The 16,712-nt window shown below is 70.4% G+C and carries 14 protein-coding genes; 8 read left to right on the top strand and 6 right to left on the bottom strand.

Annotated features, from left to right (window positions below):
- Window positions 1-303: 303 nt before the first annotated feature.
- The 4 genes from FOH10_RS00975 to cobF all read right to left on the bottom strand — a co-directional run bounded on the left by FOH10_RS00975 (window position 304) and on the right by cobF (window position 7,527).
- The gene (locus FOH10_RS00975) at window positions 304-1,170 is read right to left on the bottom strand and encodes an Fpg/Nei family DNA glycosylase (RefSeq protein ID WP_029931120.1); all 867 of its coding nucleotides are present in this window, start codon (window positions 1,168-1,170) and stop codon (window positions 304-306) included.
- 54 nt (window positions 1,171-1,224) lie between these two features.
- Window positions 1,225-1,869 (bottom strand): MBL fold metallo-hydrolase, encoded by a 645-nt coding sequence (locus FOH10_RS00970; RefSeq protein ID WP_029931119.1) that lies wholly within the window; start codon window positions 1,867-1,869, stop codon window positions 1,225-1,227.
- A gap of 421 nt (window positions 1,870-2,290) precedes the next feature.
- Window positions 2,291-6,694 (bottom strand): AAA family ATPase, encoded by a 4,404-nt coding sequence (locus tag FOH10_RS36025; RefSeq protein ID WP_143979261.1) that lies wholly within the window; start codon window positions 6,692-6,694, stop codon window positions 2,291-2,293.
- A gap of 71 nt (window positions 6,695-6,765) precedes the next feature.
- Window positions 6,766-7,527, bottom strand: coding sequence for a precorrin-6A synthase (deacetylating) (cobF, locus tag FOH10_RS00960; RefSeq protein WP_143979260.1), 762 nt, complete (start codon window positions 7,525-7,527; stop codon window positions 6,766-6,768).
- Window positions 7,528-7,547: 20 nt separating this feature from the next.
- On the opposite strand from cobF, the gene FOH10_RS00955 reads away from it, so the two are divergent.
- The 7 genes from FOH10_RS00955 to FOH10_RS00925 all read left to right on the top strand — a co-directional run bounded on the left by FOH10_RS00955 (window position 7,548) and on the right by FOH10_RS00925 (window position 12,408).
- Window positions 7,548-8,354, top strand: coding sequence for a thymidylate synthase (locus FOH10_RS00955; protein WP_143979259.1), 807 nt, complete (start codon window positions 7,548-7,550; stop codon window positions 8,352-8,354).
- The gene (locus FOH10_RS00950; protein ID WP_425326124.1) at window positions 8,351-8,857 is read left to right on the top strand and encodes a dihydrofolate reductase; all 507 of its coding nucleotides are present in this window, start codon (window positions 8,351-8,353) and stop codon (window positions 8,855-8,857) included. The genes FOH10_RS00955 and FOH10_RS00950 overlap by 4 nt, the downstream gene beginning before the upstream one ends.
- Before the next feature lie 117 nt (window positions 8,858-8,974).
- Window positions 8,975-9,301, top strand: coding sequence for a cupin domain-containing protein (locus FOH10_RS00945; RefSeq protein WP_039817302.1), 327 nt, complete (start codon window positions 8,975-8,977; stop codon window positions 9,299-9,301).
- A 95-nt stretch (window positions 9,302-9,396) separates the two neighbouring features.
- On the top strand, window positions 9,397-10,401 hold the full coding sequence (locus FOH10_RS00940) for a Dyp-type peroxidase (RefSeq protein ID WP_143979258.1): 1,005 nt from the start codon (window positions 9,397-9,399) through the stop codon (window positions 10,399-10,401).
- Window positions 10,402-10,404: 3 nt separating this feature from the next.
- Window positions 10,405-11,202 (top strand): family 1 encapsulin nanocompartment shell protein, encoded by a 798-nt coding sequence (locus tag FOH10_RS00935; RefSeq protein ID WP_029930164.1) that lies wholly within the window; start codon window positions 10,405-10,407, stop codon window positions 11,200-11,202.
- 248 nt (window positions 11,203-11,450) lie between these two features.
- On the top strand, window positions 11,451-11,984 hold the full coding sequence (locus tag FOH10_RS00930; protein ID WP_143979257.1) for a hypothetical protein: 534 nt from the start codon (window positions 11,451-11,453) through the stop codon (window positions 11,982-11,984).
- Window positions 11,985-12,012: 28 nt separating this feature from the next.
- A complete protein-coding gene (locus tag FOH10_RS00925) occupies window positions 12,013-12,408 on the top strand; it encodes an NUDIX hydrolase (protein WP_186000671.1) in 396 nt (131 codons plus the stop codon).
- Here the strand turns inward: FOH10_RS00925 and FOH10_RS00920 are convergent.
- Window positions 12,398-14,020, bottom strand: a complete 1,623-nt coding sequence (locus FOH10_RS00920) for a DHA2 family efflux MFS transporter permease subunit (RefSeq protein WP_143979255.1) — start codon at window positions 14,018-14,020, stop codon at window positions 12,398-12,400. The genes FOH10_RS00925 and FOH10_RS00920 overlap by 11 nt on opposite strands.
- A 251-nt stretch (window positions 14,021-14,271) precedes the next feature.
- On the opposite strand from FOH10_RS00920, the gene FOH10_RS00915 reads away from it, so the two are divergent.
- Window positions 14,272-16,026, top strand: coding sequence for a TerD family protein (locus FOH10_RS00915; protein ID WP_186000878.1), 1,755 nt, complete (start codon window positions 14,272-14,274; stop codon window positions 16,024-16,026).
- Window position 16,027: 1 nt separating this feature from the next.
- Here FOH10_RS00915 and FOH10_RS00910 read toward each other — a convergent pair whose 3' ends face one another.
- Complete coding sequence (locus tag FOH10_RS00910; RefSeq protein WP_029930169.1) at window positions 16,028-16,684, bottom strand: TetR/AcrR family transcriptional regulator; 657 nt, start codon at window positions 16,682-16,684, stop codon at window positions 16,028-16,030.
- Between the last annotated feature and the right edge of the window lie 28 nt (window positions 16,685-16,712).

The following is a 16,712-nucleotide window of genomic DNA, read 5'->3' as shown; positions in this document are numbered from 1 at the left end:
ACCGGGCCCGTGGGCACCTTCGACCGGGCCCGTAACCGCGACCGCCGCCTGTGCTCGGCCACCAAATCCAACGGCAAGCCGTCATGGGTGCCGAGCCGACCCGGCTGAGCCCAGCCCACGCGAGGTCGCGGATGGCCGCGCCGAGAGCGATGGCGGCGGCGAGCACCGACCGGCGCATACGGCCAGCCGAAGCGGTGCGCCAGCGGCGCATTCGCGGCGGACACACCTCCCCACGACAGTCGGCAGCAGGCCCACCGGCGTATGCGCGCCCGACACGCCACCGTGGCTCGCGGGGCCGCCGCCCTACTTCAGCAGGCGCGACATGCGGCGGTCGGCGAGGATCTTGCCGCCGGTCTGGCAGGTGGGGCAGTACTGGAAGGACTTGTCCGCGAAGGACACCTCGCGGACGGTGTCGCCGCAGACCGGGCACGGCATGCCGGTGCGGCCGTGCACCCGCATGCCGGAGCGCTTCTCGCCCTTGAGCCGCGCGGCGTCCTGACCCACGGACCGCTCGACCGCGTCGCGCAGTTCCGCGCGCATGGCCGCATACAGCCGGGACAGCTGCTCCGCGTCCAGAGTTCCGGCATTCGCGAACGGCGACAGCCGCGCGGTGTGCAGGATCTCGTCGGAGTACGCATTGCCGATACCGGCGATGACGGTCTGATCGGTGAGCGCGTTCTTCACCCGCTGCGAGGTGCCGTGCAGCAGTTCGGCGAATTCGGGCTCGCTCACCGCCAGCGCGTCCGGACCGAGGCGGGCGATACTGGGCACCGCGAGCGGATCGGCGGTCAGCCAGACCGCGAGCCGCTTCTTGGTGCCCGCCTCGGTGAGGTCGAAGGCCGGGGTCGCGCCCTCCGGGGTGAACAGGTGCACGCGCAGGGCGAGCGGCCCCTTCCCCGGTTTGGGCGGGGCGGCGCCGGGCTCGTCGAGCCAGCGCAGCCAGCCCGCCCGCGACAGGTGCGTGATCAGCCACAGCCCGTCACAGTCGATGCCGAGGTGCTTACCCCAGTGCCCCACCCCCGTCACGTCACGCCCGGACAGCGCGGTCACCGGCGGATCGAAGGTTTTGAGCACGCTCAGCGCCGCCACATCGACCCGACCCACGACCGCGCCCACCGCATGCTCGGCGAGGAATTGCTCCAGCGCCACGATTTCGGGTAACTCGGGCACACCCGAAGCCTACCGGCACCCACCGACATGGCGCCCGATGTGAACACGCCCTGGTCAGACAAGCGAGCGGCCCGCCAGCAACCCCTCGCGCGCCTCGCCGACCAACTCCGCCCACGGCCGCTCCCCTAGTTCGGTCACGCCGGACTCGCCCAGGAAGGCGCTGGAGACCACCACGTCCGGAGTCAGTTCGGCCAGCACATCCAGGCTGGCGACCAGCGTGTCCTTATCGCTGAAGCCCTCCAGGTAACCGGCCCACCAGCGGCCGTCCTCGCCCCGGATGATGGTGTCGCCGGTGAACAGGTAGCGCTTACCCGCGATGGTGGCCAGGTAGTTGGTGCTGCCCACGGTGTGGCCGGGGGTGGGGATGACCTCCAAACCCTCGAACGCGGTGTGCCGCGTCGTGAACGGATCGTCCACGGTGGTGGCGGTGACCAGGTCCGCCTCCGACTCGTGCAGGTGCAGTCGGGTACCGAACCGCTCCTTCAGCGTGGCCAGGGTGGAGGTGATCTCGTCCTGGTGGCTGAGGTACTGGTCGGCGACCCCGCCGAGTTCGGCCATGCGGTCGAACTCGCTCTCGATGCTGGTGTTGTAGAACAGCACGTTGCCCTCCGGGCGGGTCCACAGGTAGGCGCGGGTGGTCAGGCCCGGCGCCGGGTTCTGGGTTTCGGTGACCCACAGGTCGGTGGCGATGCGCTCCATGATTCGCTCCTTCGGTCCGGGCCGTTCGGCGGCCGCTCGGTGCTTTCACCCGGAAGGCGCGAGACCGAATCCAGCGCCGCGAGATTCGGCAATTCCCGCGCGACACGGACCGCGAAACAATGTCCGGCACGAAATGTCAGCGGTGCGGGCATAAATGTCATGGTTGTCCAGACGTTTGCCCCCATAGGGTTTCGCGCTGTCGGCCAATTGCGAACGCCCCCTTTTGTAGGGCCGACAGTGTGGAAGCTCCGCCCGGGTGGCCCACCCCGCTCGGACGGGGCTTCCAAACATCGGGTGGCCGGACCGCGCGGCTAGTCGGTACCCAGCGGCCGGTCGGTGCCCCAGCGACTAGTCGGTGCCCAGCGGCTAATCGGTACCCGACGCCCGGTCGGTGCCCCCAGCGACTAGTCGGTGCCAGCGGCTAATCGGTACCCGGCGGCCGGTCGGTGCCCAGCGGCCGATCAGTGCCCAGCGTCCGGTCGGTACCCCAGCGGATCTCGCGCTGCGGCTGATAGCGGCAGACCAGGCCGAGGGATACGCAGGCGCGCAGATGTTCGGCCAGCTCCGGATGCGCGTGGTCCAGGCGGCGCAGGGCGTCGCGGACGCGGGCGGAGACGGTTTTGCGGGCGCGTTCGGCATCATCGCCGAGGCGGCGGGTGCGACCGCCCAGTCCGGCCGCGCGGCGGAGTTCGTCCAACAGGGCGGCGCGCTCGGTATCCAGTTCGGCGGCGCGGTCGTCGTCGGAGCGGGCTGTGGCGCGGTCGATTTCGTCGTCGAGCCGCTCGAGTCGGCGGCGGAACTCGGCCTTGGCGCGCTCGTCGAGCACGGTGTCGGCGCCCAGTCCGCGGGCGGCCGACGCGGTGGCCGCGGCGGTGCCGGTACCGGTGAGCAGTTCCATCGACGAGATGTCGTGCCCCGGATTCGCGATGAGCGTGTGCAGATCCCGCAGCCCCTTGATATCGGGCAGGTGCGCCGTCTGTCCCGCGAACCGCAGCGTCCAGACCCCGTCGGCGAGCCGGAAGACATTGGTGGCCGGTTCGATCGCGGTATGCGCGCGCAGCACGGCGGCCCGCGTCGGCGCCGTGCCCAGCCGCCGCAATTCTCGCTCCGCCGCCTCCCGCCACGGCACCGACCGCATGCGACGCGCCGCCGCCGCAGCCGCCTCCAACTCGACCGCGGCACTGTCGCGATCGCCCGCCGCCGCGTCGAGCCGCCCCAGCCAGTAGGCGTACGGCCCGTACACCGCGCCGCCCCCAGCGGTCACCGCCCACAGCTCCCGCAGCGGAGACAGCCACTCCCGCACCGACTTCCGCAACTCCGCGTCCTCGAGCGCCACCGCCGCCTCCGCCAGCGCGATCAGCGCCCCGGCATGGAAGTGCCGCGGGTACGTCTCCAGCAGTACCCGCACCTCATCCACCCCGCGCCGCACCGCATCCACCACCCCAGCCTCGTCCTGCCCCCACCACGGATCACCAGCCCCGGGAGACGCGGTGTCGGCCCCGGGAGACGTGATGTCGCCCCCGGACCCAGCGGCGACCCCGAAAGAGGCCGTGTCAGTCCCGGATGCAACACCGGCCCCGAGACACGCCGAGTCAGCTTCGAACGCAGCAGCGGCATCGCGAGACATGCCGTCGGCCCCAAACGTGGGGACATCCGAGGGAGACGCCGTGTCAGCCTCGGACACAGCACCGGCCCGGAAAGACGCCGAATCAGCCTCGAACGCAGCGGCGGCCCCGGACGACGCCGAGCCCGCCCCGGACCCAGCGGCCGCCCCGGACAACGCCGAGCCCACCCCGGACCCAGCAGCCGCCAGGCGGCGCGCCGCGGCGAGTAGGAGCGGTGCGACGGCGTAGGCGCTGGGCAGCTGCCGATAGCGGGCGGTGAGGCGGGCGATAGCCGGCTCGTCGGCGGCGGTCAGCGCCAGTGCCCAGCGCTGTTCGAGCCACAGTGGCAGGCGGTCGACCTCACCGCTGCGCTCGCCGAGGGCGTACGCGTCGTCGATGGCCGCCGCGGCGGCGTGGCTGCCGGTGACGGTGGCCAGTGCGCCCGCGCGGGAGCGGGCGATGAAGTGGGGGCGGGGCAGGCGGGTGCGGTCGGCGTAGGCGGTGAGAGCGGCCTGTTCGGAGTGCGCGCGTGGATCACCGAGTTCCAGCAGGGCCGCGATGCGCAGCACATACCCCTGAATCCGCAGGTCCTCATCGCCCACGCAGTCGGCGACGGTATGGATCTCCGCCGCGAGCGCCAGCCGTTCGGCGGCCGTCCCCGGCCGCCAGACGGCATCGTGTCGTGCCAGCAGGCTCGCCCCGATCGTATGGGCATCCCCGCAGGCCCGCGCCAGCCGCAGCGCCCGCGCGCTCATCTCCTCCGTGACCGCCTCACCCCGACGCGCCCGCCGCGACCACCCCGTATGCACCCGCACCCGCGCCGCCGCCGCCAACACCCGCACCGCCAGCGGATCCCCCTCCGCCCGCTCCCGCACCAGCCTCCGATGCGCCTCGTCGATGAGCTCGACCTCCCGTGCGGCCGCCCCCTCCGGATCCGTCATCCCGAGCCCCTGCAACCCGAGCACGGCCCGCGCGAACAACTCCGCCGCCACCCTCGGCACCGAATTCACCGCATCGGTAACCGAATTCATTGCACCGGGCACCGACTCCACTCCATCGGGAGTGGGCTCCATGTCACCGGGACACCCCTCCACCCGTACATTTGCCGACTCGCCCGCGCCGGGACACGACTCCATCACTCCTTTTGCCGACTCACCCCCGCCGGGACACGGCTCCACCCCAGCGGACACCGACTGCGGCCGCATGTCGGCAGTTGTCTCTCGTCTGTCACCCGCGGGTGCCAGCCCACCGTCAGCCGGAGCATCGTCCGCTCGGTCCGCGCCGGTACGCGCTCCACCTCCACCGCTCCTGCACACACGCGCGCCGTACCCGAGCTCCGCCGCGCCGCGCCTTCCTGCCGCATCCATCTCAACGTCTGTACCCTCACCGCCGCGACCTCCACCGAACTCGCGGTCCGCGTCTAGCTCTCGCCCGTACCTGAACCCTTTCCGATCGGGCTGGTCAGCCGATTCGCGGTGTGCCGCACGGGATTCGATGAGGACGGTCTCGTATGCCGCGCGGGCTTCCGGGAGTTCGCCCGCGCGGTGGGCGGCGGCGGCCAGGGCGAGGCCGAGGTGGCCGCGGCGGGGGAGGTTGTCGGGGGGTAGCAGGGTGAGGGCTCGGCGGTAGTGGTGGGCGGCTTCGCCGGCGGCCGAGCGGGTGCCGGCGTCGGCGGCCGCGCTGAGCAGGTAGTGCAGGGCGCGGGCGGCCGCGGCGGGGTCGCCGGATCGGGTCAGCTGGTAGGCGTGGTGGGCGAAATCGCTTGCGGTCGCGCCGGTTACATCGCGGGGCAGGCGCTCCAGGGCGGCGAGGACGTCGGCGTGCCGCCGGTGCAGGTTCACCGCGTCCAGCCGCGCCAGCAGGGTTTCGCGAATCAGGTCGTGTACGAAGACGAACCGGTCGCCACTCGGCCCGCCGAGGGCGGTACCGGTGCGGCCGACCAGACGCGCGCGCACCGCCTGGGCAAGGGTGTCGGCCAGTTCGGCCGGGGTGGTGCCGAGCGCGGCGGCGACCACGGGAACGGCGAATTCGCGTCCCACCACCGCCGCGACACCGAGCGCCGCCACCACTCGCTCCGGGAGCGGGGCCAGTCGCGCGTCCAGGGTCTGGCGCACGCCCGGAGTCAGGGCGTCGATGGACCCGCCACCGTGCCACAGCCGCGTGGCCTGTTCCGCCAGAAAGGGATTGCCGCCGCTGGCGCTCGCGATACGCCGCGCGATCTCGGGCGGCGGTGTGCTCCCGGTCAGCCGGGCGGCCAGGGCGGCGGTCTCGACCCCCGACAGCCCGGCCAGCTCCACCGTCTGCGCGGCCGCCCACACCTCCGGGAAAACCTCACGCAGCGGATGCTTTTCGGCGGCGAGCTCGGTATCGCGCACCGCGGCAACCACGGCGATCCGCTCGAACCAGGCATGGCGCGCGAGAAAGGTCAGCACCCGCACCGACTCCGGATCGGCATGGTGCAGATCATCGATCACCACGAAGACCGGACGCTGCCGCGCCGCACTCACCAGGGCGGCGGTGACCGCATCACCGATCTCGAACAGCGCCCAATTCCCCTGCACCGCTTGGCCCGAGCGCGTGCCGCCAAGACCAGCGACATCCGCGGTCACCGCAGTGTCCGAAGCCTCCGTAACCCCCGATCCGGCAACGCCTGAAACTCCGTCGCCCTGAGCAGGTCCCACCTCGTCCGAGGCTCCTACCACGCCAGAGGCCCCCGCGACGCCCGAGACTCCCGCCCCCTGCCAGGCCCCCGCATCGCCCGAGTCCGCTGCCCCCCGCGAGGCCCTCGGAGCGTCCGAGGCTCCCCCAGCCTCAGGCCGCACGGCGGCAACCGGACGGCTCCTGGCACCCGGCTGCCCCCTGGCATCCGCTCCGGGCGTCCCCTCCGTCAGCGCGATCAGCGCCGCTCCGGCGGAATCGACGACCGCGGCCCACTCGTCGGCGTCACAGCGATCCCGCAGCCGCCGCAGAATCTGCACCCACGGCCAGTATCCGGGCACGCCGTCCCCGCTCCAGGCGGTGGCCGCCAGCACCAGCGCCGCATCGGTGAACTCCTCGAGCACCTGCGTCATGAGCGCGGTCTTGCCGATTCCGGCCTCACCGGCGACGAGGATCAGCCCGCCGTGGCTGGTCAGCGTTCGGCGCAGGTGCTCGCGCAGCACCGCCGCCGACTCCTCCCGGCCGATGAGCGTCACCGGACCCGCACCACCTTCCGATCCCACCACCGGCAGCCTAACCCGGCGGACCGTTCCCGCAGGTCGGGAACTCGTCGCCGGGCAGCTCGGCGGATGATTCAGCCGCGGCGCAGCAGATAGATGTCCATGATCCAGCCCTTCGCCGCACGCAGCTCCGCACGCCGGGTCACGATCTCCTGCTCCACTTTTCGCAGCGGCCCCGAGATGAGGGTCTCATCGGGCATACCGAGGTAGGCCCCCCACCAGATGTGCACGTCGTCGCCCGGTACGGACGTGAAGGAGCAGTCGCCGTCGAGCATGACGAGGGTGGATCGGTCCGAGGGCAGGCCCTCCTCGCGCAGCCGCCGACCGGTGGTGATCTGCACGGGTGCGCCGATCTCGTGCAGCACCATGCGATGTCCGGCGGCGAGCGCCTGCGGGCTGGTGATGCCGGGAATGACCGTGTACTCGAACCGCGCCCGCCCCCGGCCGAGCACCCGTTCGACCATGCGCAGCGTGCTGTCGTAGAGCGAGGGGTCACCCCAGACCAGGATGCCGCCCACGCCCTCGGTCGCGGCGAAGGCCGCCTCCAGCAGTTCGCTGCGCCGTTCGTGCCAGTCCGCCACCACCCCGCGGTAGGCGTCGTCCGCACCGGCGGCGGGCACCGACCGGTCGCGCGGCGGGTCGGGGATCTCCACGACCCGATACGGCCGTCGCGCGTGTTCTTCGAGGATGGTGGTGCGCACATCCACCAGTTCCCGCTTCTCGGCTCCCTTGCCGATGACGAAGAACACGTCCACCCGACGCAGCGCCTTGATGGCCTGCACGGTGACCTGGTCCGGATCCCCGGCGCCGATTCCGATCACATAGAGCTGCCGCACACTGCGTAAGCTTGCCAGGCGTGGACGCCCCCCGAGACACCCAGTACGAGGACCTGCTGCGGCTGGTGCTGGACAGCGGCACCCCGAAATCGGATCGGACGGGCACCGGCACCCGCAGCATCTTCGGCCATCAGCTGCGCTACGACCTGTCGCGTGGCTTTCCGCTGGTCACCACGAAGAAGGTGCACCTCAAGTCCATCGTCTACGAGCTGCTGTGGTTCCTGCGCGGCGACTCCAATGTGCGCTGGCTGCAGGAGCACGGCGTCAGCATCTGGGACGAGTGGGCCGATGCCGACGGCGAGCTGGGCCCGGTCTACGGCGTGCAGTGGCGCTCCTGGCCGACCCCGGACGGCGGCCATATCGACCAGCTCGCGCAGGTGCTCGAGACGCTGCGCACCGATCCGGATTCGCGCCGCATCATCGTCTCGTCCTGGAACGTGGCGGAGCTGAACCGCATGGCGCTGGCCCCCTGCCACGCCTTCTTCCAGTTCTACGTGGCCGACGGCAAGCTCTCCTGCCAGCTGTATCAGCGCAGTGCGGACCTGTTCCTGGGCGTGCCGTTCAATATCGCGAGTTACGCCCTGCTCACCCACATGGTGGCGCAGCAGGCCGACCTGGAACCGGGTGATTTCATCTGGACCGGCGGCGACTGCCATATCTACGACAACCACGTGGACCAGGTGCGCGAGCAGTTGGGCCGGGAACCGTATCCGTTCCCGCGGCTGCGGCTGCGTCAGGCCCCGACCCTGTTCGAGTACCGATACGAGGATGTGGAAGTGCTGGACTACCAGCATCATCCGGCGATCAAGGCCCCGGTGGCGGTGTGAGCGCCGACAGCGCGGTGCGGGTGCGGACCGTCGGGCTCATCTGGGCGCAGACCCTGGACGGCGTCATCGGGGTGGACAACACCATTCCGTGGCGAATTCCGGAGGATATGGCGCATTTCAAGGAGGTGACCTGGGGACATCCGGTGATCATGGGCCGTCGCACCTGGGATTCGCTGCCCGCGCGCTTCCGTCCGCTGGCGGGCCGCCGCAATATCGTGGTGACCCGCGATCCGGAGTGGGCGGCGGCGGGCGCCGAGCGCGCTGGGTCGCTGGAGCAGGCGTTCGCCCTCGCCGGCGACGAGCCGGTGTGGGTGATGGGTGGCGGTGAAATCTACCGTGCCGCACTGCCTTCGGCGACCGAACTGATGGTCACCGAGGTGGATGCGGATATCGCCGGCGACTGCTACGCCCCCGCCATCGGCCCGGAGTGGTCGGCCGAATCCGAACCGTGGCGCGAATCCACCACGGGTCTGCGGTATCGCTTTCGGCGTTATACGCGGTAACACGGATCACGCGAATATCGCGTGTACGGCAATTCCCGCACACGAACCGGCGAAATAGCCGAGCGGTTCGAGGCCGTCGGGCATACTCACGGATACCAGCCCGGCGAAAGGCAGTCCATGGACAAGAAATCGCTGACCGCGGTCGCCCGCCAGCAACTGAAGATCGCCGCCACCGCCTCGAGCGGGCGCAGTTCGCAGACGATCTACGGTGGGCACGCCCACTCGCTGCGCCAGACCGTGATCGCCCTGACGGCCGGTCAGAGCCTGGCCGAGCACGAGAATCCGGGTGAGGCCACCATGGTCGTGCTCAGCGGCACCCTGACCCTGATCAGCGGAGCCAACGAGTGGAAGGGTTCGGCCGGTGACCTGCTGGTCATCCCCGACGCCCGGCACAGTGTGAAGGCCGTGGACGATGTGGCCTTCCTGCTCACTGTGGCGAAGTAGACGCCAGAGCAAACCTGCTGGTCGGTACAGCCCACCGGCAGACACAGGGCAACCGGAGGACCGCCGCACCCGATCGTGGTTCTAGGCTGGAGCCCATGGGTGAGCCGCAGCCGATCCTCGACCCGCTGACACCCGCCGCGATCTTCCTCGTCGCCACCATCGACGAGGGGGGCGAGGCGGTGGTGCGCGATCTACTCGCAGACCTGCCCGGGTTACGCCGGTCCGTCGGATTCCGGGTGCCCGGCTCGGGTCTGACCTGCGTGGCCGCCATCGGCTCCGCCGCCTGGGACCGCCTCTTCGCCGGGCCGAAACCCGCTCGGCTGCACGAATTTCCGGGATACGAGGGCGACAAGCACCAGGCCCCGGCCACGCCCGGCGACCTGCTGTTCCACCTCAAGGCCGAGAATCAGGATGCCTGCTTCGAGCTCGCCATGAAGATCGGGGAACGACTCGCCGGGGCGGCCACCATCGTGGACGAGACCCAGGGCTTCCGCTACTTCGAGCAACGCGACCTGCTCGGCTTCGTGGACGGCACCGAGAACCCCGAGGGGCAGCTGGCCCGCTCGGCCACCCTGGTCAGCACGGAGGACGCCGAATTCGCCGGGGGCAGTTACGTGTACGTGCAGAAGTATCTGCACGACATGGACGCCTGGCGGGCGCTGTCGGTCCCCGAGCAGGAGCGGGTGATCGGCCGCACCAAGGTCGACGACTTCGAACTCGACGACGCCGACAAACCCGCGGATTCCCATATCGCCGTGAACGATCAGGACGACCTGGGTCAGATCACCCGGGCCAATATGCCGTTCGGCAGTGTGGCCGCCGGAGAGTTCGGCACCTACTACATCGCCTACGCGGCCGACCCGACCGTGATCGAGACCATGCTCGAGCGCATGTTCCTCGGCAGCGACGAGGCCGCCTACGACCGCATTCTCGATTTCTCCACGGCCGTCACCGGTACCGCGTTCTTCGCGCCCGCCACAAGCTTTTTCGATGAGCTGCCGGACGCACCCGCACCGGCGGAGCGGGAATCTCCGGAGGCGGACGATGTTGACATATCCGGTAACGGTTCCCTCGGTATCGGCACGTTGAAAAGGAGCTAAGGCATGAACAACCTCCATCGCGAACTCGCGCCGATCACCTCCGCGGCCTGGGCGGCCATCGAGGAGGAGGCGACGCGAACCTTCAAGCGGCACATCGCGGGTCGCCGCGTGGTCGATCTGTCGGGTCCGCACGGGGCCGATTTCAACGCGGTCGGCCTGGGCCGCACCACCGTCATCAACCCGCCCGACGAGGGTGTGCAGGCGCGGCAGCGGCTGGTGGCTCCGCTGGTGGAGCTGCGCGTGCCGTTCAGCCTGACCCGCGAGGAACTCGACAATGTGGAACGCGGTGCGAACGACACCGACCTGGACGCGGTGAAGGACGCCGCCAAGAAGATCGCCTTCGCCGAGGACCGCGCCATCTTCGAGGGCTACCCGGCCGCCGCCATCACCGGTATCCGGTCCAGTACCTCCAATGAGCCGGTGAAGCTGCCCGGCGACCCGCGCCTGGTCCCGGAAACGATCGCGCAGGCGCTGAGCAAGCTGCGCCTGGGCGGTGTGGACGGCCCGTACTCGGTGCTGCTGTCGGCCGACCTGTACACGGCGGTCAGCGAGACCTCCGACCACGGCCACCCGATCCGCACCCATATCGAACGCCTCATCGACGGCCAGATCATCTGGGCCCCCGCCATCGACGGCGCCTTCGTCCTGACCACCCGCGGCGGCGACTTCGACCTGCAACTGGGCCAGGACCTCTCCATCGGCTACCTGTCCCACGACGCCAATACGGTGGAGCTGTACTTCCAGGAGAGCCTGACCTTCCTGGTGTACACCGCCGAGGCCGCGGTCCCACTGGAAGCCTGACCCGATACACCGGTCGTGCCCCGTACGGGGCCGTCGTCGTAGATTTCGCTGGTCACGAGCGTGTCACCGGACCAGCGGCCGCGAGCGCCAGTGCGCCGCCGACCCCCGGCAGCGCGCCGATTTCCGAGCCGTTCCGGCGACAGGCCGGGACCGGTGCGCTGCGGCGTCGGGGTGCGACGGAAAACCGGTCAGCCGGGTTCGACGAAGTCCCGGTACCGTGGCGCGGAACGACGGATGCGGGAGGCGCTATGACCACGGTGGTGCGGGCCGGGGTGGTGCCGCGCGGGCGCGCGGCCACGTACGGGTCGGTGGGGGCGCTGACGCTGCTGGCGGTCTGCGGAGCGACGGTGGCGGCGTTCGGGGTGAACCGGGTGTTCACCGGTATCGCGGTGGGAGCCGTCGCGGCCGTCGCCCTGCTGCTGGCGCTGTTCAAGCGCGACGGGGTGGTGCTCGGCGAGGACGCCATCGTGCGGCGGACGCCGTGGTCGGCGGAGACCATCGCCTGGGATCGGGTGGTGGCGGGCCGCTTCGCACTCGACGAGCACGGCCGCTGGGCGCTGGCGCTGGATCTCAACGGGGGCGAGGAGCCGCACGGTGAACTGGTGTTGCTGTCGATTCCCCCGGTGGTGCGGCCCATTGCCAACGCCTACGACATGCGCAAGCGCGAGCAGGTCGGCGAGATCCGAACCATGCTGCGGCACAAGCGTATTCCGGTGACCGTCCTGCCCGAGATCGCCGACGCGCTGACCCGGCACTGGAAGTTGGCCCCGCCCACGCACTGAGCTATCAACGCTCCCTAAGCTGGTTCGGGTGATTCGCACCGCTGCCCTGGCTCATATCCGCGATCGCCGTCTCATTCAGGCCCGATCGGTCGGCAAGGACGTCTTCTACATGGCGGGCGGCAAGATCGATCCGGGCGAGACGCCGGAGGCCGCGCTGCACCGCGAGATCCGCGAGGAACTCGGTGTGGGCGTGACGGCGGTGAACGAACTCGGCGTCTTCCGCGCGGAGGCGTACGGCCACACCCCGGGCACCCGGCTGCACATGACCTGCTTCACCGCCGAACTCACCGACGATCCGCGGCCCAGCAGCGAAATCGCCGAGATCCGCTACTTCACGGTCGCCGAATACGCCGCCATGCCGCACGTCGCCCCCGGCTCCCTCATGGTCTTCCACCACCTGCGCGAGCTCGACCTCATCGACTGACCGGAGTCTCGGGCGGCCGGTGCGGGATCCGGGTGGCGGCGGCCAGGCCCAGCAGCAGGAAGATCGTGGCGGCCAGCAGGGTGGTGCGGGTGGCATCGGTGAAGCCTTGGAGCAGGGCGTTCAGCACCTCGGTGACGCCTTCGTGTTCGCGGACGCCCGCGATGGCACCGCCCGCCGATTCCCGGGTGGCGGTGGCGATGGTGTCGGCGGCCTCCTCGGGCAGGTTCGGCACCGCGGCCAGCCGTTCGGCCAGATCGTGGCCGAGCGCCACCGACAGCAGACCGCCCACCACGGCCGTGCCGAAGGCCGAGCCGACCTGGCGCACCGTGCTCTGGGTGGCCGATCCCTGCCCGGAGTTCTCCGGCGGCACCTCCCCCAGCACCGTCCCGGTGAGCTGCGCCGACGCCATACCGAGCCCGATGCCGTAGACGGCGAGCATGCCCGCCAGCCACCACGCCGAAATATCCGGCGTCACGAACAACGCGGTCGCCGCCACCGCGACCGCCTCCAGTCCCAGCCCGATCTGCACCACCCGCACCGGCCCGTACCGACGCACCAGTCCTTCGGCGATCCCGGCGGCCAGGAACGCGCCGGCGGCCATGCCCGCGAGCACATAACCGGCCTGGAGTGTGGACAGCCCCAGCACATTCACCATGAACAGCGGCAGCACGAACAGCAGACCGAATTCGCCCAGCGCCACCGCGAAGGCGGCGACATTGCCCCACCGGAAACTCGGAATCCGGAACAGCGCGGGGTCCAGCAGCGCCGAGCGACCGATCAGGATGCGATGCCGCTCCCAGCGCACGAACAGCCCCAGCGCCAGCACGCCCAGGGCCAGCAGCACCGGAACCGGTGATATCGGCGCATCGGCCGACCAGGTGAACCCCAGCAGCGGGAACTCTCGCAGCGGCTGCCACCACCCGTAGCTCTGTCCTTCGATGAGGGCGAACACCACGAGCGCGAAACCCGCTGCGCTGAGCAGGAAGCCATCGACGTCGAGACCGGGCGCGGCCTTGCCCATCCGGGTCTCGGGGACGAACAGCAGCAGCCCGACCAGCACCACCGCCCCGAACGGGATGTTGACCAGGAAGATCCACGGCCAGGTGTGGTCGGTGGTCAGCCAGCCGCCGAGCAGCGGCCCGATGGCGGCCACTCCGGAGATGACCGACCCCCACACGGCGAACGCGATCACGCGATCCCGCCCACGGAAGATCGCGTTCATGGTGGCGAGGGTTCCGGGCAGCACCGCCGCCGCGCCGACACCCTGCACGATGCGCCCCCAGATGAGCGGCCCGGCGCTGGTCGCGGCGGCGGCGAGCAGACTGCCCGCCACGAAGATCACCACGCCGAGGGCGAAGAGCCGTCGACGGCCGAGCCGGTCACCGAGCCGTCCGCCGGTGATCAGCAGCGCGGCCAGCACCACCGCGTAGACGCTGGTGATCCATTGCGCCTGAGTGAAATTCAGGTGCAGGTCGGCGATGATCACCGGCAGTGAGACCGCCACGATGGTGCCGTCCAGCACCACCATGGACAGTCCCAGCGCCAGCACCGCCAGCGCCAGCCATTTCCGCGCACCCGTCGGCGTCGCGGCCTCCAGCTCCACTTCCGACATTCGTCGCTCCCCAGGGTCGGGCAAGTCGTGTAGTCGTGCTGATGGTTCGCCACTCACTCCAGGCGGCGACGGAACCCGGTCCAGTGTAGCGGCGAAAAGTCCCATTCAAGAGCTTTGATAACGATTCGGAACGCGTTGTGCTGCACATTTGCCAGATCACCCACCGACGGGTCGGAATGGTGCCGGGAGGTTGCGCCCGACTTCTCCAGGGACAGCGCACCCGTCGATCGGATACGTTGAGAGACGTGTCGATGATGAAGGGCGCCAATGTTCCGGTGCCGAGTTCCGCGGTCCGCGTGGAGTTGGGGTGGCAGTCGGGTCCCGGGGTTCCGGATGCCGACGCATCGGCCCTGCTCCTGATGTCATCGGGCAAGGTGCGCTCCGATGCCGATTTCGTGTTCTACAACCAGCGGCAGCATCCGTCGGGTGCGGTCAACCACGAGGGCAAGCAGCAGGGGACGCAGGTCACCGATGTGCTCTCGGTGCGGCTGACCCAGGTGGAGCCGCAGATCGAGAAGATCGTCATCGCCGCCTCCTCCGACGGCGGCACCTTCTCCCAGCTGCGCGGCCTGCACGTGCGGGTGGTGGACGCCGATTCCGGTGCGGAGGTGGCCCGTTTCGACAGCACCGACGCCACCTCCGAAACCGCCTTCGTCCTCGGCGAGCTGTACCGCCGCCAGGGCGCGTGGAAGTTCCGCGCGGTCGGGCAGGGTTACGCGTCCGGACTCGCCGGTCTGGCAACGGATTTCGGCATCTCCGTCGACGATGCCCCGGCGCAGCCGCAACCGGGCACCGCGCAGCCGCAATCGACTCCGGCGCAGCCACCACCGATCCCGACACAGCCGCAACCGGACCCGGCATCCCAGTCCGGACTTCCTCCACAGCCGTCCCAGTTCAACACCCCACCGCCCCAGCCGTTTACGCCCGCCGCGGCTCCGGGATACCCACCGCCGGGCCAGCAGCCGGTACCGCCGGGCCAGCAGTACCCCCCGCCGCCCAGCCACGGCCAGCAGTACCCGTCGCCTCCGCCACCGGGCTACCCCTCCGACCCGCACGGACAGCCCGGCCAGGCCCCCGGCTATCCGCCGCCCGGCCAGCCCGGCTACCCCATGCCGCCGGGGCAGCATCAGTCCGGCCCGCAGGGCTACCCCGCACCGCCCGGCCAACACCACACCGGCCCACAGGGCTACCCCGCACCGCCCGGCCAACACCACACCGGCCCACAGGGTTACCCGACGCCCCCGGGCCAGCAGCAGACCGGCCCGCAGGGCTATCCGGCCCCGCCCGGCCAGTACCCGCCGCCGAATCCCGGCCAGCACCAACCACCGTCGGCACCGGCCCCCGGTCAGTCCGCGCCCACGCCGCCGGTCAACCTGGGCAAGATCTCGCTGACCAAGGAGGCACCGGCGGTCTCGCTCACCAAGCAGGGTGCGAATTCCGGTGTGATGCGGGTGAATCTGAACTGGACCGTGCCGAACGCGCCGACCGGGCTGTTCGGCCGTCGTCGCGGCGGCAGCGGCGGCCTGGATCTGGACCTGTGCTGCTTCTGGGAGCTCACCGACGGTTCCAAGGGCTGCATCAGCCCGCTCGACACCATGGGCAACCTGCACCGCGCGCCGTTCATCGAGCTGGATCAGGACGACCGCAGCGGCGCGAGCGCCGGTGGGGAGAACCTGTCCATCAATCTCGACCACACCGCCCAGTTCCGCCGCATTCTGGTGTTCGCCTCGCTCTACGAGGGCGCGAACGACTTCCGCGGCGTGCACGCCACCGCCACCCTCTACCCGGTGGGCTCCCCGCCGATCGAAATGACGGTGGACGGCTGCGTGGACGATTCCCGCGAAATGGTGCTCGCCCTGATCGAGAACATCAACGGCGAGTTGGTGGTTCGCCGCGAGGGCGTCTTCGTGCGCCCGCCGCAGGGCCGCAAGTACTGGGGCAAGCTGGCGGTGGATCAGGCCTACCGCTGGGAACTCAAGTGGGGCACCTCCAAGGGCAAGTCCTGAGTCAGGGCTGCTCGACCAGGTCGATGGCGGCGGCGCGGATCTCGTCCGCGTCGCCGTGCCAGCCCAGCAGATGCAGGATGGCGTCGGGGATCAACCGCTCGGCGTAGGCGGGTGACGCTCCTTCGTCGGAGCGGATATTGATCACCGATTCGACGAGTCGGAAGGGCAGCAGTTCGCTGCCGGGTGCGGCGTCGCCCGATTCCGACACCACGCGCGCCGCCAGGGCCTCGTAGTGGCGGCGCAGCTCGTCGCGGCGCTCCCGGAAGGCCGCGAACCGAGGCGATCGCAGTTCCGGCAGCAGGTACAGCGCCCCCAGATTCCATCGCGCCGCGCACAGCTGTCGCACGTCGAACCAGGCCAGCGCGTAGAGCCGCACCACTGCGGGCTCCGGCCGCCGCGCCAACCGTTCCGCGAGTTCCAATGCCGCCGTGATGGTTTCGGCCAGCAGAGCGTCGAGGATGTCGTCCTTGGCTGCGAAGTGGTGGTACAGCGACGCCTGCCTGATCCCGACCGCGTCGGCGATGCCCCGGGTGGAGGTGCTGCCGTAGCCGTTGGCGGTGAACAGCTCGGCGGCGGCGTCGAGGATCTCGGCGCGCGGCGTCGTGCCCTGTCGGCGGCGGGGCTCGAGGCGGGGACGCCCGGGTCCGATATTGGTCACGACCTCATTCTGTCCTACCCGGACTCAT

It is taken from the genome of Nocardia otitidiscaviarum (assembly GCF_007362295.1).
GTDB lineage: Bacteria > Actinomycetota > Actinomycetes > Mycobacteriales > Mycobacteriaceae > Nocardia > Nocardia otitidiscaviarum.
Note: the sequence above shows the minus strand (reverse complement) of the source record. Positions and strands in the feature narration are given on the sequence as shown.